Source organism: Myxococcales bacterium, assembly GCA_016716835.1.
In the GTDB taxonomy this organism is placed as follows: domain Bacteria; phylum Myxococcota_A; class Polyangia; order Haliangiales; family Haliangiaceae; genus JADJUW01.
This window is the reverse complement of the sequence record JADJUW010000001.1, coordinates 123,731-144,875: the sequence shown is the minus strand read 5'-3', so window position 1 is coordinate 144,875 and position 21,145 is coordinate 123,731. Positions and strand designations below refer to the sequence as shown.

Genomic DNA, 21,145 nt, shown 5'->3' with positions numbered 1-21,145 from the left:
AGGCGCGAGAGTGTCACCCTAGTTTTCGCTTCCTTGGTTCGCGGGTCCGCCGGGCGGCTCACGTAGCGGATCCTGTTGCGCATCAGCAAGTGGCATGTAACAAATGCTGCCTGGAGCGTTGTGGATTTGCTACCGCGAAGCCTGGTCCTATGTCGACTTACACAATACTGATTGTGCTGGCCCTTCTTTGCGTCACGTCGTGCCGCGAACGAGACCAAAAACCAAACGCTTTAAAAATCTCCAGGAACGACGAGGCGTTACACGAGGCCGTACGAGGAGGCGACTTAAACGGCGTGAAGCGGGCGCTCGCCTCCAAAGCAAATATCAACAGCAAATTTGATGGCGGAATGAATGTTTTGCATTACGCCGCGCTGGCTGGGCATTGTGAAATGACAAACTACTTGCTCGGCCAGCATGCCGACGCTAACGCCAAAGACGACTTGGGCCGGACGCCGTTGCTCATCGCAGCATATGCCGCGTTCGAGCCGAACGTGTGTACTGTCAGGGCGTTTATCAGCGCCGCCGCGAACGTCAACCAGGCAGACGAGCGCGGTGTTAGTCCGCTCATGGGATCCTTAGACCCTGACATTTCCAAGTTGCTTATCGTCCATGGTGCGCTCGTCAATCATGCCAGCCAATTAGGCGACACCGCGCTCATCTACGCCGTTCGTCGGAACAAAAAGGATCTAGTCGAGCTGCTGTTGGACCACGGTGCGGATACCGCGCACACCAATAAAACGGGGGAAAGCGCGGTAGACATCGCTCGCAAGCAGGGGAGCGTGGAGATTGTTGACTTACTCCACGAGCGCCAGAAACGATAGATTCGTAAAGCAGTGTCACCGGGTCTAACATCTGCCATTTACACCGATGCGAGCGCGACCCTAGCGTTCTGTGCGCAACGCCACGCACGCGCCCTGCCGCCGTGATCCTTAGCACGGCCGCGTTACGCCGGGTGCACGGCCCTATCCGCAAACCGCGTTTTTGTTTTTGCGTGCCACCGAGAATGATAGGTTTCTCCACCTTATGAAATTTTCCTTCATCATGATCTTGGGTTGGTTTGTTGGCTCCGCGTGCGGCTCCGCGGACAGAGAACAGGGAATCATGCTCGTCGACCACTATAGGGTACCGTGCGTGGGCGAGAACTTGCGGCTCTGCTTGCGTGCCAGCGAGCTTGACGGCTCCGAGTACTGGTACTTCTACGACTATATTGAGGGTTTCGACTACCAATGGGGCCACCGCTACGCGCTCCGGGTGGAGGTCACGGAGATCGAAAATCCACCCCAGGATGGGTCCTCGGCGCGGTATGAGCTCATCGAGGTCATAAGCGACGAGGTTATCGATGAACGCTTTGAGATAGCGCTAACCGCGCCCTATGCGAACGGCGACGCCGCGACCGGGAGCTTTAGCTTGCTCGGCCAGCGCGATGTCACCTGCGCGGCGGCGGAGTCCTGCGACTTGATTGCCGCGGCACTGGGGGCCAACGAAGCGATTACGCTCGAACTCGGCCATCCCTCCACGCCGACCGACCCGCTGATTGTCTATTCTACCCGCTGAGCTCAGCGCCGCAGCACGGTGCCAGGGCAGCGAAAATTGCGGCTGCGCGCCGCCCAAAATGTATAGTACTCGCCGCGCTCGCGCAGGCCGGGGATGCGCATGGTCACTTGCTCAAAATCGCGCTGGCGCCAAAATGCACCGCAGCGCAAATCGGCGCGAGGTAGCGACGTCGTGAGGTCGTAGCAGGCAAATACTAGGGTCGGTTGATAGGCCCACAAGAGGTCGTTGCTGGCCACCTTGTTGTGGCCGGCGCGCGCGCTGACGCGCGGCGAGCCGTGCGCGATTTCGGCAGACACTAGGCCAAAGAGATCGATAGCGCGCAGGCGCGCAAAATACGGCTGCGCGCCGGCGCCGCCGACGATGGCGCGATCGGACGGTCGCACACAAGGCGCCAGCGCCGCGCCGATGCGCGCGCGATCGTGCGTGTAGTCGATGAGAAAGCGCGGCGTGTCGATGCCGCGATCGTTGCGATAATTGCCGGCGCGCAGGCTGGCGTCGGTGAGGCGCTGTTGGCTGGTGCCCCAGCTCAGCAGGAGCGCGATTACCGCGAGCGACGCGGCGACGCGGGCGGCGCGCCCACCTTGCCAAAATAGTTCAACGAGCCACTCAAGCCCAAGCACGGCCGCGACGATGGCTATGACGGTGACGGGCATAACAAAGCGAAACAGCCCCATGAAATCGCCACCGACTGAGGCGACATAGGGGACGTAAAGCAAAAGCGCGATGACGACGTAGGGCGCGCGCGACGCCAGGCGCAGGGCGCCGATGCCCGCGATGACCGCACCGACCCATGGCAGCACCGGCGCGACGCCGCCCAGATGAGCGAGCCACGCACGCCAGTAGTACCAACCGTTTTGCCAAACCTGGGCCGCCAACGCTGGCGGCGAAAATGCGCCGGTGGCTTTGACGTAATACGTATTGGGCAGCCAGTAGCCGTAGTAGCTGCGGCGCCACGCGAGATAGGCGCCGACCACCAACAAAAACGCGGCCGCGACTAGCCAATCGCGACGATGGGGCCACGCGCGCGCACGTGCGAGGGCCGCGGCGCGATGCAGCCCAAGGGCGGCGACAAACACCGCGGCGTCCGGACGCGTGAGGACGGCAATGATCGCCCAACACGCCACGGTCGCGGATGGCCTCGCGCTGCCTGCGCGCGGGGCGGCGCAGCGCACGCCCTCGTAGCCGACAAACATCCACATCAAGGCGCAGGTTACGAGCTGCGTTTCGAGCCCGCCCGCACTCCACGCCGCCATCCCCGCGCTGCCCGCGAGCAACCCGGCGAGCACCGCGCTCCACAGCGTGGGCCACGGCGCAACATCCGGCGGCAGCACCGCGCGCAGCCACGCCGCCGCGCCGGCGATGGTACCGACGCCAAAGGCAAGGCCGAGCCACAACGCCGCGACGTCGCCCACGGCGCCAAGCTTAATCGCCCCTGCGAGCAATACCGTCCACGCAAAATTGGTATAGCCCTCGACGCGCTCGCCGAGATTAAACACGAGCTGCCCATGCTCGGCGAGATTGCGCGCATAGACGAGCGAGATAAAGGCGTCGTCAGTGACGAACCAATAGCGCTGCGCGTGCCACCACAGCGCGACGCCTGCCACCACGACCGCGAGCGCCGTCGCCCACGCCTCCGCTGTCGCGCCACGCATCCTAGACGCCGGAGAGACCATGGCAAAAGGCACGGGCGCACCGTATCACAGCGCGCCCGCCCTCGCCTGCGGCCCCGGGATGCGCCGGCCGACGCGCGGCGCCCCGGAAGCGCACCACGCGCCTTTCCATTGCCGCGAAGATTGGGTCTACTGTCGCGGTATGGCCGTGCCACCTCCCGCTGGGCGCGACGCGTCGTCCGACGCTGGCGGGCGCGCATGGCCGCTCGCGCTTGTCGCGATGCAGGCGGGCTTGCTCGCCGGAGGTCTAATCGGACTAGCCGACGCGCTGTTGCGGCTCGGCGCCGCCCGCGAATTTGTGCACGGCGCCCAGCTCGTACCATTCGTCGGGTACGTCACCTGCGCGTACGCGGCCGCCTGTGGCTGGTTAGCCCTGGGCGGCGCGTTGGCGTGGCGAGGCGTTGCCTTAATTGCCGGCGAAACAAATCCCGTAGCAATGGCCTTTGCCGCGATCGCGCGCCATCACCACCAGGCGCGCCAAACAGGGCAACCCGCCGCGCTGTGGCCTCTGGCCGCGACATTGGTCGCACTGATCGCGTTTGCGAGCGCGGGCTACGTCGTCTTTCATTTTGGCAGCCTGGCGCTCGAGGGTCGCAAGCGCCACGACCTCGTGGTGCTTATCGCCATGCTGGGGGTGCTGGCGTCATCACGATCACACTCGCCGCGACGGCGCTGCTGACGGCGCGGGTCGCGACCGTCTTGCATGTGCTGCTGCGGCGCGCGCGCGACGTGCACGAGTTCTCGAGCACGTGGTGGTTCGCTTTCGTCGTCAAGCTTGCGCTGAGTACCGCCGCCATTAGTTGGTTGGTAGCGCGCGCGCCGGAGACCGCCGCGGCGATGCCCTTGCGGGCGATCGTTGTCGCGACAAGCCTCGTAATCGCGACCGCCGCTGCGATGTGGTGGCGGCGCCGTTCGCGTCCGCGCGCCATCACAACCTGGGTGCTGCTCATCACCGCATCATTGCTCGCGCTTTGGCTGGGCAATCATGCCGGCGTGAGCAAGGCCGCGGGATACACCGGGCTGGGCGGCGGCATCGCGGCGTTCCTGGGCCGCGCGATCGATCTGGACCGCGATGGCCACGCCGCTTGGTTTGGCGGCGGGGACTGCGATGATCTTAATCGCGACATTCATCCCGGCGCGGCGGATATCCCCGACGACGGCATCGACCAAAATTGCCTTGGCGGCGATCTGCGCCTGGACCAGGCTGCGGCCCCAACCGCCGCGACGCAATTTTCCGAGGCGCCGCGCGCGCCGTTACCCACCGATCTAAATATCATCGTGATCACGATCGATACGCTGCGCGCCGATCGACTCAGCGCCTATGGTTACGAGCGCGTCACGACGCCGAATCTCGACGCGCTCGCCGCGCGCGGCACGCGCTTTGCCAATGCGTGGGCGCACGCGCCCTCAACGCGTTACTCGATCCCCGCCATCCTCACCGGACGCCTGCCACTCTCGGCGCGCTACGACACGAGCGCCCCTGGCTGGCCCGGCTTGCTGCCGCAGGCCATTACGCTTGGAGAGCTGGCGCAGGCCGCAGGGCGCGAGACCGGCGCGATCTTGAACTACGACTACTTTGATCCCAAGCGACGTATGAACCAAGGCTTTGCGGTCTACGACAACGACAATCGTCGCCTGCACCACGGCGTGCCAGGCCAAGGACCGGCGCATACGCGCGGCAGCTCGTCGCGCGAGCAAACCGACAAGGCGATTGAGTTTGTCAGCGCACGCACCGCCGCGCCGTTTTTTTTGTGGGTGCACTACTACGATCCGCACTACGAGTACGAGGCGCATCGCGAGGCGCCGGCGTGGCCCGGCGAGCAAGGCCGCTACGACCAAGAGATTTTTTTCACCGACCTCCAGCTTGGGCGCCTGCTGGCAACGCTCGATTCGCTTGGCCTGCGCGAGCGCACCGCGATCATCGTGACGGGCGATCATGGCGAGGGTTTTGGCGAACACGACGTCGCCTTTCACGGCTATCATCTTTATGCCGCGCAGACGCGCGTGCCGCTGCTGATGTTTGTGCCCGGCCTGCCCGCGCGCGTCGAGCCCCAGCCGACGGGACACATCGATATCGCCGCCACCGTGGCTGACCTACTCGATCTGCGAGACTCGGCGCTCCTAGGCAACCTCATGGGCCAGAGCGCGTTGCGGCCCCGCGCCGCGGCCGCACCTGCCTTGGTGTTCCAAGAGCTCTCCTATGAAAACAACAACGAGGTGCGCGGGGTTGCCTCGGCGAGGTGCCACGTCATCTACACCATGTCGCCAATCGCCAGCTGGCAGGTCTACGACGTCGAGATCGATCCGAACGAAACGCGCGATTTAAGCGGCCAGCCAGGCGCCTGCGCCGATGAGCGCGCGGCATTGGCGCAATTCGTTGACCGATCGCAAGTGCCCGAAGGCGCGGCTGCGGCGTTGCTGCCCGCACCCCCGAGCGAGCGCGGCTTGTCGCTTTGGCTCGGCGAACACATCGAGTTGCTCGACCTGCAGGTGCCCAAGGTCGCGCGCCGAGGCGACATCATCGAACTTACATGGACGTTTGCGGCCCACGGCGCGCCACCCGCCGGCTACAAGTTATTCGTGCACGCGCAGGGCCCTCAGCATCGGCGCCTGGTTGGAGATCACGAGCCCGCGCGGCCGTTTGCGTGGTGGCGTGCCGGACAATATATTCGCTATCGATCGACGCTGGCGATTCCTGCCGATGCGCCGCTTGGTTCGTATGAGCTGTGGGTTGGCGCGTGGCGTGGCGAACACAGACTGACGATCGCCGCCAAGGCGAGCCCGCAACAGAGCTCACCCATCGTAGTCAAAGAAAATCGCGCCAAGGTCGCGCGCGTGGAGCTGCTGCCGTGAACGGCACCCCTTGGCCAAAGCATCTCGAACGCCTGCTTTGGACGGTCGCGGCAGGCTTTGCGCTTTGGGTGCTCATCGACGTCGGCACCACCATCGCGCTGCGCGCCAGCTACCCATATGACCTCGAGTGGATGGAGGGCGGCACGCTGCATCACGCCTCACGCATCGCGACCGGTCAAGGCGTATATGTCGCGCCGTCGGTATCGTTCATTCCATTTCTCTATACGCCATTGTACCCGGCAATCATCGCGCTGCTCGGCTCGGTCGCAGGCATCACCTATGGCCTGGCGCGTGGGGTTTCCATCGCCGCGTTGCTAGCGACGCTGATCGGCACCTGGGTGCACTTTCGGCGTTTTCGCCTGTGGCGCGAAGGCATCCCCTTGCTCGCGTCGCAGGCCGGCTCGCCCGCGACCCAGACGCTCAAGGCAACCTCGTGGCGTCCGGAGCTGTGGGTGGCCGCGCTGGTGACCGCTGCCGGCTATGCGGCGGGGTACCGCTTCGTCGATGGCTGGTTCGATCTCGCGCGCGCCGATAGCCTATTTCTATGCATGGTGACGGTTAGCTGCTTTGTCTACGTGCGGGAACCCGAAGAGTCGCCGTTGCCGATGCGCCTGGTCGCCGTCACGGCGCTGCTGGCCCTATCGTTTTTCTGCAAGCAAACCGGGGTGATCTACGTCTTGGTGCTCGGGGGCCTGATGCTGGTGACGTCGCCGCGCCGGATGTGGATCATGATCCCGATTGCGGCTGGGCTTGGGCTTGGCTTTAGCTGGGTGCTAAATGGCGCGTCGAGCGGTTGGTTCTGGACCTACGTGTTTGAGCTGCACCAACAACACGAGTTTAGCTGGGCGCGCGTTTGGCAATCATTTCCCAATCAGGTGCTCGCCGTGTGGCCTATCTCGCTAGCGCTCGCGGGGGGCGTGTTGTGGGCGCTGATCCATGTCGCATCGCGCGCGCGGCGCGCCGCCTTGTGGTGGCTGGTGCTAGCGCTTGTCGCCAACGTCGGTGTGGCGCTGATAGACGTGCGCGGCCTCTTGCTCACCGCGCTGCTGACGATCCTCGCAGGCAACCTCGTCATGACCCGCCACGCCGAGCTCGGGGTGCGCCTGTTTTGGCGCTGGGCGACGATTTACGGCGCCTCGTTGGTGGTGGGCGCGATTGGCTGGGGCACGCAGTATGCGCATTTTAACGCCTATATGCCCGCGCTGCTGCACGGCGCGATTGCGTGCGGCGCGCTGATCATCGCGGCGCTGCAGAGCGCGCATACCTGGCGCGCGCGGTTGCTCCTAGTCGGCGCGACGACGCTGCTTTGTGGCGCGCTGGCGAGCGAGCACCGTCCCACACGCGACCTCGCCCCTTCGGCGCACGATCGCGCGGCGGGCGCGGCGCTGATCAACGAGATCGCCAGCCTGCCGGGCGAGGTGTGGGTGCCTTCTCATCCTTGGTACGGCAAGCTCGCGGGCAAACAGCCATGGGCGCATCGCATGGGCATCATCGACGTGACGTCGCGGCGCAAAGGTAAGTCGCCACGCCAAATCGCGGCGCTGGCGGAGGCGGTGCGGGCGCGTGGCTTTGGCGCCTTGGTGCTCGACGATCGCGACGTGCACATCGACGCCGCGACGTCGGAGCTGCTGCGTGCGCACTACAAGCCGGTGCGGTTGTTGGCGCGCGAGCAGGCGGGGCCGCGGCTGCGCTCTGGTGCCAAGGTTGTCCCGACCAGCATTTGGCTCCCCATAGGGTCGTCGCCCCTGCCCCCGCCTGGCACCATCGTGCTCGGCGATTTCGAGGCACCTGCGTGGGGCGGCTGGGTCGCCGAGGGCACCGCCTTTGGGCTGCGACCTGTTGATCGTCCGGTTTCCGGACAAAGCCTCGTGGTGGGGTACGAGGGCCGCCGGTTTGCCTCTAGCATGCATCAAGGCGATCAGAGCGCCGGCAAGCTGTGGCTGCGAGGCTTCGTGCTCGACGGCTCGAGCCTCAGTTTTCTGCTCGGCGGCGGCGCAAATTCCACGCGCCTGCGCGTCGAGCTGCGCGTCAATGATCGCGTGGTGCTAACGGCGAGTCCGCGCACGAGCAGCGAGGCGATGGAGCGCGTTGCGTGGGACGTGGCGGCGTATCGCGGGCAGCTCGCAACCTTGGTCGCTATCGATGACGACCCGGGTGGTTGGGGCCATCTCAATCTCGATGACGTGCGGCTGTCCCCGTAGCGGCGCGCCCCTGCGGATTGACATAGATCGACACCACCGGCACGCCGGCAGCGGTGATCACCTGGGCCGGCGCCGCGGTCTGATAGGCCTGCCAGATCATCGCCTCGTGGCGCGCAAAATGTTTTTCATGAATCACCAGCGCGAGATCGGCGGCCTCGATACCGCGCAACTCGGCGCCGCTGTCTTGCCACGAGCCCGGCACCATGCCAAAGCGGCGATAAAATGCCCACGCGGGCGCGGCATCGTGCGTATAGATTTTGAGTGACGCGCCAGCGCCGGCTGGGGCCGCAAGCCCCGCGAGGGCTGGCAAGGCCTGCCGCGCCGAGAGCCCCCAATACTGGCGATTCATCCCGAGGTCTGCGCCACCACTCGCGCCCCCCGCGAGCGCGTTGTAATGCGCAAGGCCGCCGCGATGGCCGGCATGGAGTTCCTGCCCCAAGGCGACCGCGATGAGCAAGCCGCAGCACGCGCGCGCAAGCGTTCCGCCTCGCCGCTCAGCCAGCGCGGCCATGGCCCGCGCCGCGCCGACGCCCGCCACCATCGCGATGACCGCGAGCGCCGCCAGCCAATGTTTTTCGGCGCCAAAAATCGGCGTCGAGCCGAGCATAAACGGCGCCAGCGCCAGGCTACCAGAGATGATTAGTAGCGACACGGCGCCGTGCGTGGGGTCCTGCGCCGCCTCGCCGGGCAGGCGCGCTCGCGCTCGATGTACCCACAGCGACACGCCGCCGAGGACCGCCGCCACCAGGGTGACCAAGGGCACCGTGAGCGCGGTCGTCACTAGCGGCACATGCCACGGAAAGGGCGGCGCGTTGTAGTTGGTGCCGAGATACTCATAATTGTAGTGCACATGGGTTAGGTGAAATCGCAGCCACGCCACCGTGTGGTCAACGGGCGCCAGCCACAACCACGGCCAAAGCAGCAGCAAGACCAGCGGCGCACAGGCCATCGCGACCACGATCGGCCAACGCGCACGCAGCGCGCGCCACCTGCTGCCGTGGCTAGCCCTCCCTTGTCGCCACGTAACGATGAGCGAATGCAGGCCAAACACCCACGGCAAGATGAGCGCGTTGTGCTTGGTCGCGAGCGCAGCGCCCAGCACGAGCGCGAGCGCGACGCACCATCGCCGCGACGTCTGCGCGCGCCAATAGGCATACGTGCAGGCCAGCCACAGCGTGGCGATGGGGACGTCAAAGCACGCCACGGACGCATAGCCCAGCACACGCGGCATGCACATCACAAAGAGGCTTGCCCATGCGCCGGCGGCCACGCCCCATAATTGCGACGCCCATACAAAGCAGACTAAGGCGAGCAAACCCATAAATAGCGCGCCTATCACGCGATAGCTCGCGAGCTCGGCGGTGCCGCGCGCGCCAAACCCGTTGACGGCGATCGCGTGGCTGGCGCCCATCAGCGTCTTAATGAGCGGCGGATGCTCGCGGTTATTGTCGGTGTCGCGCGGGCCACCCCAGGCCGCCGCAATCGCCGCCTTGTCGCCACCACCATCGCCTGTGAGCCACCGCCCCCACCAGCGCGCATAGCGGTCGCCGGCATGCATATACACCGCCTCGTCGCGGGCGATGCCGACCGAAGCTTGCCACCACATCGTCAGCGTTGTCGCCGCGACGAACACCAACGCCGCCAAGGCCACGCGGCGGCGTGGCGGAGCCGCGGATGCATTTACAAATGGCGGTGAGGTCACGGCCGCGCCTCTGCGGCAAAACATAGCCGCCGGTCGCGGCCATCGCGCGCGGGCGAGCTCGCGACAAACGCCAGCCGCGCCATGCCGGGCTTTGTCGTTGCCGCAAAGCGCACCCACCCATCGTCTACGCCGACGACTTGCTGCGCGAGCACGATGCGCGCGCCATCGGCGGCCACTTGTTCGATGCGCAGGTGGCCCTCCGTCCGCACGTTGCGGCGTGTGAACACATCGGCAAGCCCAACGTATCCAACCAGCGTCGTGCCTAAGGTCATGTCGACCAAGATCTCGCTTTGGCCGCCGGGCGGCGGCACGAGCTGTACGCACCGCTTGGGCGCATAGCCGGCGTGTGCCACCTCGCCGACCTCCGCAATTGTGCTCGCTTGGTGCGCCAGCAAGTTGTCGATCACCGCCACGGGCTGCTGTTCAAAGCGCGCTAACGTCAGCGCGCCGATGGTCTGCGTATGCGCCGGCGAGCCCGCGGTAAACCCACTCGCCAAGAGCAAGGGCCGCGCCAGGTGACGATCGCGCGTAGGCGTGACCACGAACGCGCGCGACACCGCCGCCAAGTCCATCTTGGTTGCCGCATCGACATCGCCCATGGCAGCGATAAAGCGCCGCGCGATCGGCGACGTCCATGACGGCGCCGCAACCACGACGTCCCCGGGTTGCCACTGCGCGGCGACGGCGGCCGCGACCACACGCCAATCGGCGTTTGCCGGTGGCGCCGCATGCTGCAACCGCCACACGCTGATAAGGGCGGCCAAGCTAAGCATACCCACCCCAAGCCAAGGCGCCGCGCGCTGCCATCGAGACGCTGGAGCGGCTTGCGTGGCCATGGCGGGCCCATGCTATCATTTGCCGGCCCACTTGCGTTTTTTCGCCAGCCACTACCTGCTCCCGTTTGCCCTCGGCCTCGCCATCTTCGCGGCGCTTGCCGGCGAGCGCCTAACGCGTGGCTCGGCGGCTCCACAATTTGTTTATCAAGCCGATGCGTGGCTACATGGCTCGCTCGAGATTGCGCCCCCGCTGCAAGATCAAGACTGGGCCAAGCTCACGCAAGTGACCCTCGCCTCGGGCGAGACGCGTTGGGGCCGACGCCTCACAACGCAGCCCGACATGTTTCGCGCCACCACCGGCGAGACCATGCCGATTGCCGAGATCGCGCAGTGGGGCCGCGAGGCAATCTACATGTCGTTTCCTCCCTTCCCCACGTTGCTGATGTTGCCGGTCGCGGCCACCTCCGGACGAGATGGCAACGACGTCGCGACCACCGTCGTACTCGCCGCCATGATCGCGCCCCTGTGTCTGCTCTTCTTGCGCCGCCTGCGCCGGGAAATCCACGGCGACGCGGTGCCGGCCAAGGCCCATGCCGACGACGTGTGGCTGACGCTGGCGCTCGTCTTAGGCTCGGTGTTGCTCTACGCCTCTGTCGGGGGCAAGGTTTGGTACACGGCGCACGTGACCGGCGTCTTGCTGTGTCTGCTTTACGCCACCGCCTCGCTCGGCGCGCGTGCGCCGTTTTTCGCCGGCCTGGCCTTTGGCGCCGCGGTGCTGACGCGCACGCCGATGGTCTTCATGATGCCGTTATTTTTGCTCGAGGTGTGGCGAGTAGCCGGCTCAGGGCGCCGCCGCGCCTGGCTCTTGGTGCAATTTGTCCTCCCAGCCGTCGCGTTTGCCGCCGCGGCGATGTGGCACAATCATGCGCGCTTTGGCTCGTTTACCGAATTCGGTCATAGCTATCTCGACGTGCGCCAACAGCTTCAGATCGAGCAGCATGGGCTGTTTGCGTATGAATACCTCAGCCGCAATCTCAGCGTCGCGCTCACGCTCTTGCCGCATTGGCTCGGCCAGGCGCCGTGGATTGCCGTCTCCGGCCACGGCATGGCGCTTTGGGTGACGTCGCCATTTTTATTGTGGCTGCTCGCCGGAGGTGCGCACGCCACCAGCGCCCCAACGGATCAAACCATGATTTTTCCTTCCGCTCGCGACGCGGTGGTAATTCCAATTAGCCGCGCGCTGCGGCGATCGCTGGCGATTAGCGCCGCCGCCGTCGCCCTGCCTGCGCTGTTCTACCAAAACAGCGGCTGGGTCCAGTTCGGTTACCGCTTCAGCCTCGACTATATGGTGCTGCTGCTTGGAATTTTGGCGCTCGGGGGCGTCGCGCGTTCGCGGTGGTTTCGCGCCGCCGTCGTGCTTGCGATTGCCATTAATATTTTCGGCGCTATAACCTTTGACCGCTACCCACAATTCTACAAGACCAATGCCTATCCCGTGATCATTGCCAACTAACGGCCAACGAATGTCCGAACCCATTTATGACTTGATTGTGTTGGGCGGCGGCATCACGGGCGCGGGCGTGGCGCGCGACGCCGCGCTGCGTGGCCTTGCCGTCGCGCTCTTTGAAAAAGGTGACTACGCGAGCGGCACGTCGTCCAAATCTTCCAAGCTGGTGCACGGCGGGCTGCGCTACCTGCAACACGGCGAGTTGGGTTTGGTGTTTGAGTCGGTCAGCGAACGCTTATTGCAAACCAAGATGGCGCCACATCTCGTGCGCCCCTTGCCATTCTTGGTGCCGATCTATGCCGACACCAAGCCAGGGCTTGAGCTCATGAACATTGGCCTATGGATCTACGATTCGCTGGCGCTGTTTCGCGCCCCGCGCATGCACCGCACCCATCGCGGCGCCAAGCGCGCGCTGACGCTCGAGCCGTTGCTAGGCGGCGAGGGCATGCAAGGCGTGATTGAGTACTACGACTGCGCTACCGACGACGCGCGCCTGACGCTGGAAAATATCCTCGACGCCGAGGCGCTGGGTGCCCACTGCCACAACTACGCCAGCGTGATAAAATTCCTGCGTCAGCCCAGCGGCCGCGTCACCGGCGTCGTGGTCCACGACCACACCACCGGCCGCGAGCGGCACGTGCTCGCGCGCGCGGTTATCGTCGCGGCGGGCGCATGGACGGATGAAGTCGCACAGCGGCTGGGCATTCCCTTTGGCCGCAACCTGCTGCGACGCACCAAGGGCGTGCATATCGTAGTGCCGCGCCACAAGTTGCCGCTCGCGCGTGCGATCACGCTGATCTCCTCGATCGACGGCCGCGTCATGTTCGCCATTCCGTGGAACGAGCGCATCGTGCTCGGCACCACCGACACCGATTTTGCGGGCGATCCGGACCACGTCCACGCCGAGGCCGCCGACATCGAATACCTGTGCAAGAGCGCCAACGCGTATTTCCCCACCGCGGATATCTCGCCATCCGATGTCATCTCGACCTGGGCTGGCCTGCGCCCGCTGATCGCGCAAGCTGAGACCGCGAGCGCTTCGGCGGTGTCACGCGAACACGAAATCTTCGTGCGCGACGAGGGCATCGTCCTCGTCGCTGGCGGCAAGCTCACGACATATCGCCGCATGGCCAAGCAGGTCGTTGATGCCGCCGTGAAGTGGCTGCGATCGCACGACCCCGCGATGAAGGGCCGTACCATCGACATGGTCAAGACCAAGCATCGCCCCCTGCCCGGTGGTCAGGGGCTCGAGGAGCCCACCCTCGACGCCGTGGCGGCCATTGGCCATGAGCTGACCCGCACGCACAAGCTCGATACCGACACCGCCACCCACTTGTGCGGCGTTTACGGCGCCCGCGCCGCCCTTGTCGCCGACCTCATCACCGCGCAACCACAGCTTGGCGTGCGTCTCAATCCCGACCTGCCTTATGTCTGGGCCGAGGTGGCGTTCGCGATCGCCCACGAACACGCCAAGACCGTCGAAGACGTCCTCGCGCGGCGCATGCCGCTCATGCTCGTCGGGCTTGCGCAAGGCCTCGACGTCGCGCCGCGCGTCGCCGACATGCTCGGTACGGTCTTGTCATGGAGCGCCGAGGTAAAAGCGGCGCAGCTCGCCGCGTATGAGCAGGTGGTTGCCGAGAGTCGCCGTTTCCGCGGCTAGGGCCAAATTACGCGTAGTGCGCGTGCTTGGGATCGAGCCGCACGTCGACGCGTGCCAGGCAATCGCGCACGCGCTCGGCGAGCACCTCAAACCCCGGCACGTGGGAGGCCTCAAATAACTTGCGCGCCGTATTCATGACGCGAATGAGATAGGAAAACAAGTTGCCTTCTTCGTGCTGCAGATCGTGCTTTTCGCAAAATCGCATGAACGTGGTGCCCTCGTCCTCGAGCTGCGCCCACACGTTCTTGGGCTTCTTGCCGCCGTGCAGCTCGGGGTGCGGCACCACGGCCGTAAATTGACCAAACAACACCTCCGCGCGGGTGAGCGGCCGCGGAAACTCGGCGTCATACAAGGCCTCGGCGTCTTCCCACGCCGCCAGGCCGTTGGCGTTGCGCAGGTCGCGCAGTTTTTCGCGAATCCACTCGCGCTTTTTGTCTTCGCCCTTGCGATCGAGCAGGCGCTGGATGGCGTCGTGATCGACGAGATACTCGACCAGCTCGCGCATGCCCTCGTAGCTTAGGTCTTCCTGCCACAGCGCAAAATAGATAAACAGCGCGTCCATGCCCTGCAGCTCGCGGATCATGCGCCCGCGCACCTGGTGGCCGTGCTCATCGATCACTTCAATCGCCCGCATGTTGGCGACGAGCTGCGCCAGCATCTTGTGTTGCTCGCGCTTGGCGCGGTCATCGAGCAAGAGGTTGTCGATGACGGTGACGATATCGAGGCGAAGCGACGGCGGCAGCGACTTCGTGACGAGCGCCTGCGCCGCCGCCGCCGCGACCACCTCCGGCGATGGTTCGACCGCCGCCTGCCCGGGTAACGGAGCCGCCGCGAGATCGGGCAGGCCAATGGCGAGCACTTGCTCGGCGGAGATCTTCGTGCGCGATGCCAACATCGCGGGTTCGCCACTTACCAGCTCGGCATGCACCTCGGGTGTCCAAAGCACATCGCCGCGCTTTTGCGCCTCGACGCGCAGGCGCCCATACACGCTGCGCCGCAGCTTCTCCTCCTCGATGCCAAAGCCGCCCTTCTTGGCGTTTTTCTGCTCTCGCCGCAGCTCGGTGGTTACCTCTTCGGGCGCCAAGGCAATGGCGAGCCCCTTGTCGTCAAATTGCGGTCGTCCCGCGCGGCCCGACATCTGGTGAAACTCGGCAGGCGTAACAAAGCGCGCCTCCTTCTTGATGAACTTGCGAAGCGATGGAAACACGACCACCTTCGCCGGCAGGTTGATGCCCGCGGCGATGGTCTCCGTCGACACCACGAACTTCACCAGGCGAGCCAACGTAAGCTCTTCGACGAGCTGCTTGTAGCGCGGCAAGATGCCGGCGTGGTGCAGACCGATGCCGTGGACCAGCAGCGGTCGCAGCTCCTTGGCTGCGCCGTGCTGCATGAGGACGTCGTCGCAGCGCGCCTCGATGGCGGCTTTTTCTTCATCGGTGGTAAAGCGTCGGCAGCTCTTGAGCAGGCGTGCGAGGTCAAAGCACTGCTCGCGGCCAAACACAAAAATAATCGCCGGCACGTCGCCGCGGTGGGCCAGCTCCTTGACCACGTCGAGCACCGGCTCCTCAAGAAACTGGTGCTCCAGCGGAATCTTGCGCTCGCGCGACTCGATGAGATGCAGCGGCGCCCGCCGCGTCAGCTCGACCCAGTGGCAAAATTTTTCCGGCCGACCGACCGTTGCCGAGAGCAAGACGATTTGCGTCGCGGGGTCGAGGCCGATGAGCGATTGCTCCCACACATAGCCGCGCTCGGGGTCATTAAAATAGTGCGCCTCGTCCATCACCACGACGTCCGCGGGGCGCGTGCTGCGGTCGGAAAAGATGCGGTTCCATAGAATCTCGGCGACCTCGACCTGAACCGGCGCCTTGCGATTGACCTTGTAATCGCCGGTGGCAAAGCCGACGTTGCGCGCGCCGAAATCCTCGCAGAACTCGCGATATTTTTCCTCGGTTAGCGCCCGTAGCGGCGAGGTGTAGACCGCGCGCTGGCCGCGCTGCAGCGCCGCGTAGATCGCCGCCTTGCCGAGGATGGTCTTGCCGGTGCCCGTCGGCACCGACACCATGACGTTTTCGCCGGCAAAGATGCGCGATAGCGCCTGCTCCTGGATGGGATAGGGCTCTAGGCCCTTGGCCCAAAAGAACTGCTCGTAGAACGCCAGTTCCATCTCGCCAGCGTCCTTGGCAGCCATGCGCTCGTTATAGCCGCCCCACCGCGCCGTCACCAGGCGCGCGGCCGGGGTTTAGCCCTTCGCTTTGCCCGCCGGCAGGACAACCTTTGTGGCACACTTGAGGTCAGAGTTCATAGAAGTCGGACATTCGCAGTGAAATCGTCGGTCGGAGCATATGGCGTCTCGGTGATCGTAAACGTCACGGCGATCGCGATCGTTGCCGCGACCATGGTGGAGCCGAGGGCAAAAAGCCAACCGGCGCGACCGCCCAACCTCGCCATCCCCGCGACGTGGATGCCACGGCCCGCCACGCCGCGGCCACCTCGCCTCAAGCAGCCGACGCCAACCACCGTCGAGTTCATCGTGCTAACCGCCCCGCAGCCGGGCGCGCGCCCTCAACCCGTAGGTCCGCGTGACGCTCGCATCGCGCGGTCGAGCAGCCGCCCACGACCACCCGCGGCGGAGACCTCTCCGACGCCCGCGACCGAGCCGCCCGTGGTGCCAGCGCAGGGCACGACCACCAGCGGTCCGGGTCGCTTGTCATTCGGGCTTGGTCCGCGCGTGCTGTCGTCGCGCCTCGGCGCCGCGGCGGCAATTGGCGTCGGGCAACCGGGCGAGCGCGATCCCAATGCCTGGAGCCGCGACATGGCGCCACTTAGCATTGGCCCGCGCGAGCGCACCTCGGCCTATGCCAATGAAGGCGCAGGGACGCGCGATATCGGCGATGTCGAGGTCACCACCAGCGCCGACGGACGACTGGCGATGCGCAACAAGGCGCCAATTAACGGCGAGCCAACTATCATTTGGGTCGAGATCGACGAGGGCGTATTCATTCCGATCCCCGCGATTGTCGGCAAGCTCGACCTCACTGAAATCGTCGCCGAGCTTGGCGGCTATGACTTGTATTATGCCAAGAAGCTCGTCTATGCCAACGACACCCGCGAGGCCCGCGCCGCGCAGCGGCAGGCGCATCTGCAAGAGCTTGCGGCGTCCGCCGACAAGCTCATGCAAGGCCATCTGTATGCATTGTGGTCGCGTCGCGATCTCTCGCCGGCGCAAAAGCGCGAGGTTATATATCACCTCTGGCGCGATGCCGCCGCGTCCCCGCTCGTGACCGACCCCGCGCTGATTATGGCCGCCGTGCGCGTACGCGGCGTCATTATGCGCTTCATCGCAAAGCGCTTGCCCGCGGGTTCGGCGCATCAATATGTGGAGGCCGAGCTCCAAGGCTGGAACAAGGACGTCCCCGTGGCACAGCGCTTTGCCCCCTGCGCCCCTAGGAAGCGGCACCGACTGGACTTTGACTGCCAATTCCGTACCATGTCCAAGTGAAAACGCCTTGGCTTGCTTATCGTTCTCGGGTGGTCGTCGCGATCGCCGCATGCGCAACCGCCAGCGCGGCGTGCAAGGACTCAAACCAGCCGGCCCCCGCGAACGATGCCGGCCCCGACGCCGGCGTCTCCAGCGCGCCCGCGACGCCCAAGACCCTGCCCATCGAGCGGCGGTTCAACGTGCTCGTCCCCGGCGCCGAGCCACGGACGATGCTCCGCTACGCCCTAAACGACGCCGACTACGAAACCAACACCGAGCTTGTGTTGAGCTCCAAGACCTATACGACCGAGGGCAAGTGGACCAAGCCGGTTGACCTAACGTTTACTGAAAACTGGGTGTGGTCGCTCACCAAGTCGGGCGATCAGGCCGTGGTCATCGGCGTCCCGTTCGGCGTGACCGCGAAGGCACGACAAGCGGGTGCAGAGGCGCGCATCGATCCAACCATATCGGCGTGGAAGACCGCGCTGCAGGGCAAGACCTTCACCGCCGCCATCGACCAACGCGGCTACCTCTCCAATGTTTCATTTGATCACGACAAGCTTTCCAGCAGCCCGGCGACTCAATTCGCGATCGACGAGGTTAAGCAGCGGTGGCTGGCGTATGTCGTGCCATTGCCTGATGTGCCGGTCGGCAAGGGGGCAAAGTGGGAGGTTATCACCACGTTGCGCCTTGGCACGATCGTGATGACGCAGACCGCGGCCTATACGCTCACGAACCTGACCGATACCACCTGGACGTTTGAGGTCACCTCCGAGCGCAATGCCCAGAAGCAGCGGCTCTACGCCGTCGACTTGCCCCCCGGCGTGGTTGCGGAGCTCGTCGGCTCGTTTCGAAAAATCACCGCCACGCTGACCGTCGACAAGGCCTGGCCATGGCCGACGATATCGGCGGCAAGCCTAGCCATGGAACGCCACCAGCGGCAGCTGCCGCCTGGTCAGTTCCATCAATGGGAGGAAACCGTTGCGCGCGATGACGGTACCTTGCGTACGACGGTGAGCGTCTCGAAAAGCAAGCAGAGCGGCGGTCCCCCCGGCCCGCCGCCAGCCGCACCCCCCGGTACAGCCGCAAGCAAGGATGATTCAAACACCGCGACGAAAAAATCGCCACCGTAAACGCGAAGAAATGTATTTCGCAGCGGTCGATTCATGGCACGCAACCGTTTTGCCGCAGCGCGCCGCGAGATGATGCATTCGCCGCTCCGCCCAAGACAGTTAGTCCGCAAGCCATGCGACCGTAATGCCATCTCCGCCTTCGCCCGCTTCGCCGGCGCGAAACTTGGCAACGCTCGCCGCCTGCGCTAGCTCGCGCCTGATCTGCGTGCGTAGCGCACCCGTCCCTACACCATGAAGAATAAAAATTACCCCGCGTTCGGCGAGCATGCTGTCGTCAATGAATTTTTCGAGCTGCGCTACCGCCTCGTCGCCGCGCATGCCGCGCACGTCAAGCGTGCTGTCGGGCGTCCGCGCAAATGCCCGTTCGCCAGGCGGAGCGGCGATTGCGGGCGCCGACTTGGCCGCCGGGCGTCGTTGCGACTGGTTTGCGGCCGGGCTCGCCGTCGCCTTGCTGCTTGCATGCCCCGCCGAGGCCGCGCGATGCCTATCGAGCAACAACTCCCCAACCTTGAGCACCATCTGCATGCCGCCCAGCTGCACCGTCACTTCGCCCTTTTGAGGCAGCGAAGCCACCTCGCCGCGGGCGCCAAGCTTGGGAATGAGCACCGGCATGCCGACGCGCACGGCCGCCGGCGTTAAGGGATCCCCTGGTGGCAGCGCCGTCTTGGGCTCGTGCTTGGCCACCGTCGCCGTGGCCGCCACGACGCGGCGCTTGGCCGCTACCATATCGTCGGCGCTGGCGGCGGCGGCCTTGGTACGCAGCGTGGTGCGAACGTCGTCGAGCTCGCTGCGTGCCGATTTCAGCGCCGCCACGGCATCGCCGTGCACGTGGCGCTGTTGCTTCTCGAAACGTTCGGCGATGCGCTGGCGGTCTTGTCGAATCGTCGCGCGCTCCCGCTGCAGCTGCGCTAGCTCGCGCACCAACGCCACGCGCTCGTCTTCGAGCTTTTCACGCTGCGACGAAACGTTTTGCAGCAGCTCCTCCATGCGCACGCGCGTGCCGCCCAGCAGCGCCTCGGCGCGCTCCACCACGCGCCGCGAGAGGCCCAGGGTCTTGGCAAGGGTGAGCGCGCCCGAGCTGCCCGGCACGCCGAGATGCAACTTAAACGTCGGCGCCAAGCGCGCGAAATCAAAACCCACCGACGCGTTGATAAAGCGATCGTCGTCGGTGGCCATGAGCTTGAGTCGTTCGTAGTGCGTGGTAACGATTGCCGTGGCGCCGGCCTCCGCCCAGGCCTCGAGCACGGCCTGCGCCAACGCCGCGCCCTGCTCGGGATCGGTGCCGACCGCGATCTCATCGATCAAGAACAATACGCCACTGCGCGCCTGGCCCAGCGCCTCGTGCAAATGGATCAGGTGTCCTGAGAACGTCGATAGATTGTGTTCGAGATTTTGCGAATCGCCAATTTCCGTGCGCACGTCGACAAACCAACCAAGCTTGCTGCCGCGCTCGGCGGGCACGTGCAGCCCGGCGCGCACCATGAGCGCACACAGCCCGGTGGTCTTGAGCGCGACGCTCTTGCCGCCGGCATTGGGCCCCGAGATGATCAGGGTCTTGCCGGCCGCGATGGTTACGTCATTGGCGACGCAGCGGCGCTGCGCCAACAAAAGCAGCGGGTGCCGCGCATGCAGCAGCTCGACGACCGGGCTGGCGACGATTTCGGGCGGCGCGGCGATTAGATCCTCGGCCAGCTTGGCCGCGGCCTGCAGCACATCGAGCCTCTCCGCCGCAATTGTGCCCGCCGCGAGGCCATCGGCCTCTTCGGCGATCCACCCCGAGAACTTGGCGTAGATGCGACGCTCCTCGTCGGCGACGTCGCACTCGGCAATGGTCAGCTTGTTGTTGAGCTCGACCATCTCCTGCGGCTCGACGAAAAACGTTTGCCCGCTCTGCGAGCTGCCATGCACGATGCCAGGGACAAAGCCCTTGCCATCGCTGCGCACCGGCAATACGTAACGATCGTCGCGCTGCGTAAAATATGCATCTTGCAAAAACGACGCATACCGCGGGTCTTCGATCAGTTCCTTGAGCCGACGCTCAATGGTGGTCTTGACATGGACCACGGCGCGGCGCAGCCCGCCAAGCACTTCGCTGGCGTGATCGACTAGGCGCCCATCGGTCCCGAAGGCTTCAAGGATCGGGTGATACAAATGCGGGACGTCGACGAGTTCGGCCGCGATGGCCGCAAGCCCAGGCGCGACCTCAGCGTGCGTGTTTAGATGCTTGCGCAGCCGTCCCAGCGATCGCGCGGTGGTGGCAACGCCGATGAGTTGCTCCGGATCGAGCGCCGCCGCCTTTTTGACCCGCGCCAAGACCGCCTCGATATCGGCGATCCCACCCAGCGGCAGCCAGGCGTCTTTGGCGCCAAGCGTGCGCACCTCGCCAATGAGCGCGACCTGCGTCTGCGCCGCCGCCATCTCGGCGAAAAATGGAAACGCCGCCACCGTCTGCGCCGCTTGGCTGGTGGCCGTGCGGCTGGCCCACGCCTCCGTCAGCTGCCTCCACCCCAGGTCGTGCTTGGTGCGCTCGCTAATCGCCATGCGCCGCAGGTGTAGCGCATTTTGCCCGGGCTTGCCGCTTGCGGCGCCGCTTTGGCCGCCCTAAACAGAG

The 21,145-nt window shown here is 65.3% G+C and carries 14 protein-coding genes; 9 read left to right on the top strand and 5 right to left on the bottom strand.

From position 1 onward, the window contains the following. Positions 1-149: 149 nt before the first annotated feature. Together IPL79_00590 and IPL79_00585 are read left to right on the top strand one after the other, a co-directional pair. On the top strand, positions 150-821 hold the full coding sequence (locus IPL79_00590; GenBank protein ID MBK9069497.1) for an ankyrin repeat domain-containing protein: 672 nt from the start codon (positions 150-152) through the stop codon (positions 819-821). A 202-nt stretch (positions 822-1,023) separates the two neighbouring features. Further along, a complete protein-coding gene (locus IPL79_00585; protein ID MBK9069496.1) occupies positions 1,024-1,554 on the top strand; it encodes a DUF4377 domain-containing protein in 531 nt (176 codons plus the stop codon). 2 nt (positions 1,555-1,556) lie between these two features. Here the strand turns inward: IPL79_00585 and IPL79_00580 are convergent, their stop codons facing one another. Further along, a complete protein-coding gene (locus tag IPL79_00580) occupies positions 1,557-3,206 on the bottom strand; it encodes a hypothetical protein (GenBank protein MBK9069495.1) in 1,650 nt (549 codons plus the stop codon). 160 nt (positions 3,207-3,366) lie between these two features. On the opposite strand from IPL79_00580, the gene IPL79_00575 reads away from it, so the two are divergent. From IPL79_00575 to IPL79_00565, 3 genes are read left to right on the top strand one after another with little or no spacing between them, the layout of a single operon-like run. Next, positions 3,367-3,903, top strand: coding sequence for a hypothetical protein (locus IPL79_00575; GenBank protein MBK9069494.1), 537 nt, complete (start codon positions 3,367-3,369; stop codon positions 3,901-3,903). Positions 3,904-3,929: 26 nt separating this feature from the next. Beyond that, the gene (locus IPL79_00570; GenBank protein MBK9069493.1) at positions 3,930-6,077 is read left to right on the top strand and encodes a sulfatase-like hydrolase/transferase; all 2,148 of its coding nucleotides are present in this window, start codon (positions 3,930-3,932) and stop codon (positions 6,075-6,077) included. Further along, positions 6,074-8,278, top strand: a complete 2,205-nt coding sequence (locus IPL79_00565; protein ID MBK9069492.1) for a hypothetical protein — start codon at positions 6,074-6,076, stop codon at positions 8,276-8,278. Before IPL79_00570 ends, IPL79_00565 begins: the two co-directional genes overlap by 4 nt. Here the strand turns inward: IPL79_00565 and IPL79_00560 are convergent. Together IPL79_00560 and IPL79_00555 are read right to left on the bottom strand one after the other, a co-directional pair. Then, positions 8,247-9,980, bottom strand: coding sequence for a glycosyltransferase family 39 protein (locus IPL79_00560; protein ID MBK9069491.1), 1,734 nt, complete (start codon positions 9,978-9,980; stop codon positions 8,247-8,249). The genes IPL79_00565 and IPL79_00560 overlap by 32 nt on opposite strands. Next, positions 9,977-10,816, bottom strand: coding sequence for a hypothetical protein (locus tag IPL79_00555; protein ID MBK9069490.1), 840 nt, complete (start codon positions 10,814-10,816; stop codon positions 9,977-9,979). Before IPL79_00555 ends, IPL79_00560 begins: the two co-directional genes overlap by 4 nt. A gap of 31 nt (positions 10,817-10,847) precedes the next feature. Here IPL79_00555 and IPL79_00550 point away from each other — a divergent pair, with 31 nt between their 5' ends. Together IPL79_00550 and glpD are read left to right on the top strand one after the other, a co-directional pair. Next, on the top strand, positions 10,848-12,269 hold the full coding sequence (locus tag IPL79_00550) for a hypothetical protein (GenBank protein MBK9069489.1): 1,422 nt from the start codon (positions 10,848-10,850) through the stop codon (positions 12,267-12,269). A 10-nt stretch (positions 12,270-12,279) separates the two neighbouring features. Continuing rightward, positions 12,280-13,923 carry a glycerol-3-phosphate dehydrogenase gene (gene glpD / locus IPL79_00545; protein ID MBK9069488.1) on the top strand — a complete coding sequence of 548 codons (1,644 nt, stop codon included), beginning with the start codon at positions 12,280-12,282 and terminating at the stop codon, positions 13,921-13,923. Between the two features lie 7 nt (positions 13,924-13,930). Here the strand turns inward: glpD and IPL79_00540 are convergent, their stop codons facing one another. After that, positions 13,931-16,111 carry a DEAD/DEAH box helicase gene (locus IPL79_00540; GenBank protein ID MBK9069487.1) on the bottom strand — a complete coding sequence of 727 codons (2,181 nt, stop codon included), beginning with the start codon at positions 16,109-16,111 and terminating at the stop codon, positions 13,931-13,933. A gap of 132 nt (positions 16,112-16,243) precedes the next feature. Here IPL79_00540 and IPL79_00535 point away from each other — a divergent pair, with 132 nt between their 5' ends. Beyond that, positions 16,244-17,422, top strand: coding sequence for a hypothetical protein (locus tag IPL79_00535; GenBank protein ID MBK9069486.1), 1,179 nt, complete (start codon positions 16,244-16,246; stop codon positions 17,420-17,422). After that, complete coding sequence (locus IPL79_00530) at positions 17,419-18,534, top strand: hypothetical protein (protein MBK9069485.1); 1,116 nt, start codon at positions 17,419-17,421, stop codon at positions 18,532-18,534. Before IPL79_00535 ends, IPL79_00530 begins: the two co-directional genes overlap by 4 nt. A gap of 99 nt (positions 18,535-18,633) precedes the next feature. Here IPL79_00530 and IPL79_00525 read toward each other — a convergent pair whose 3' ends face one another. Further along, positions 18,634-21,075: a Smr/MutS family protein gene (locus tag IPL79_00525; GenBank protein ID MBK9069484.1), complete on the bottom strand. Its 2,442-nt coding sequence runs from the start codon at positions 21,073-21,075 to the stop codon at positions 18,634-18,636. Positions 21,076-21,145 lie beyond the last annotated feature (70 nt).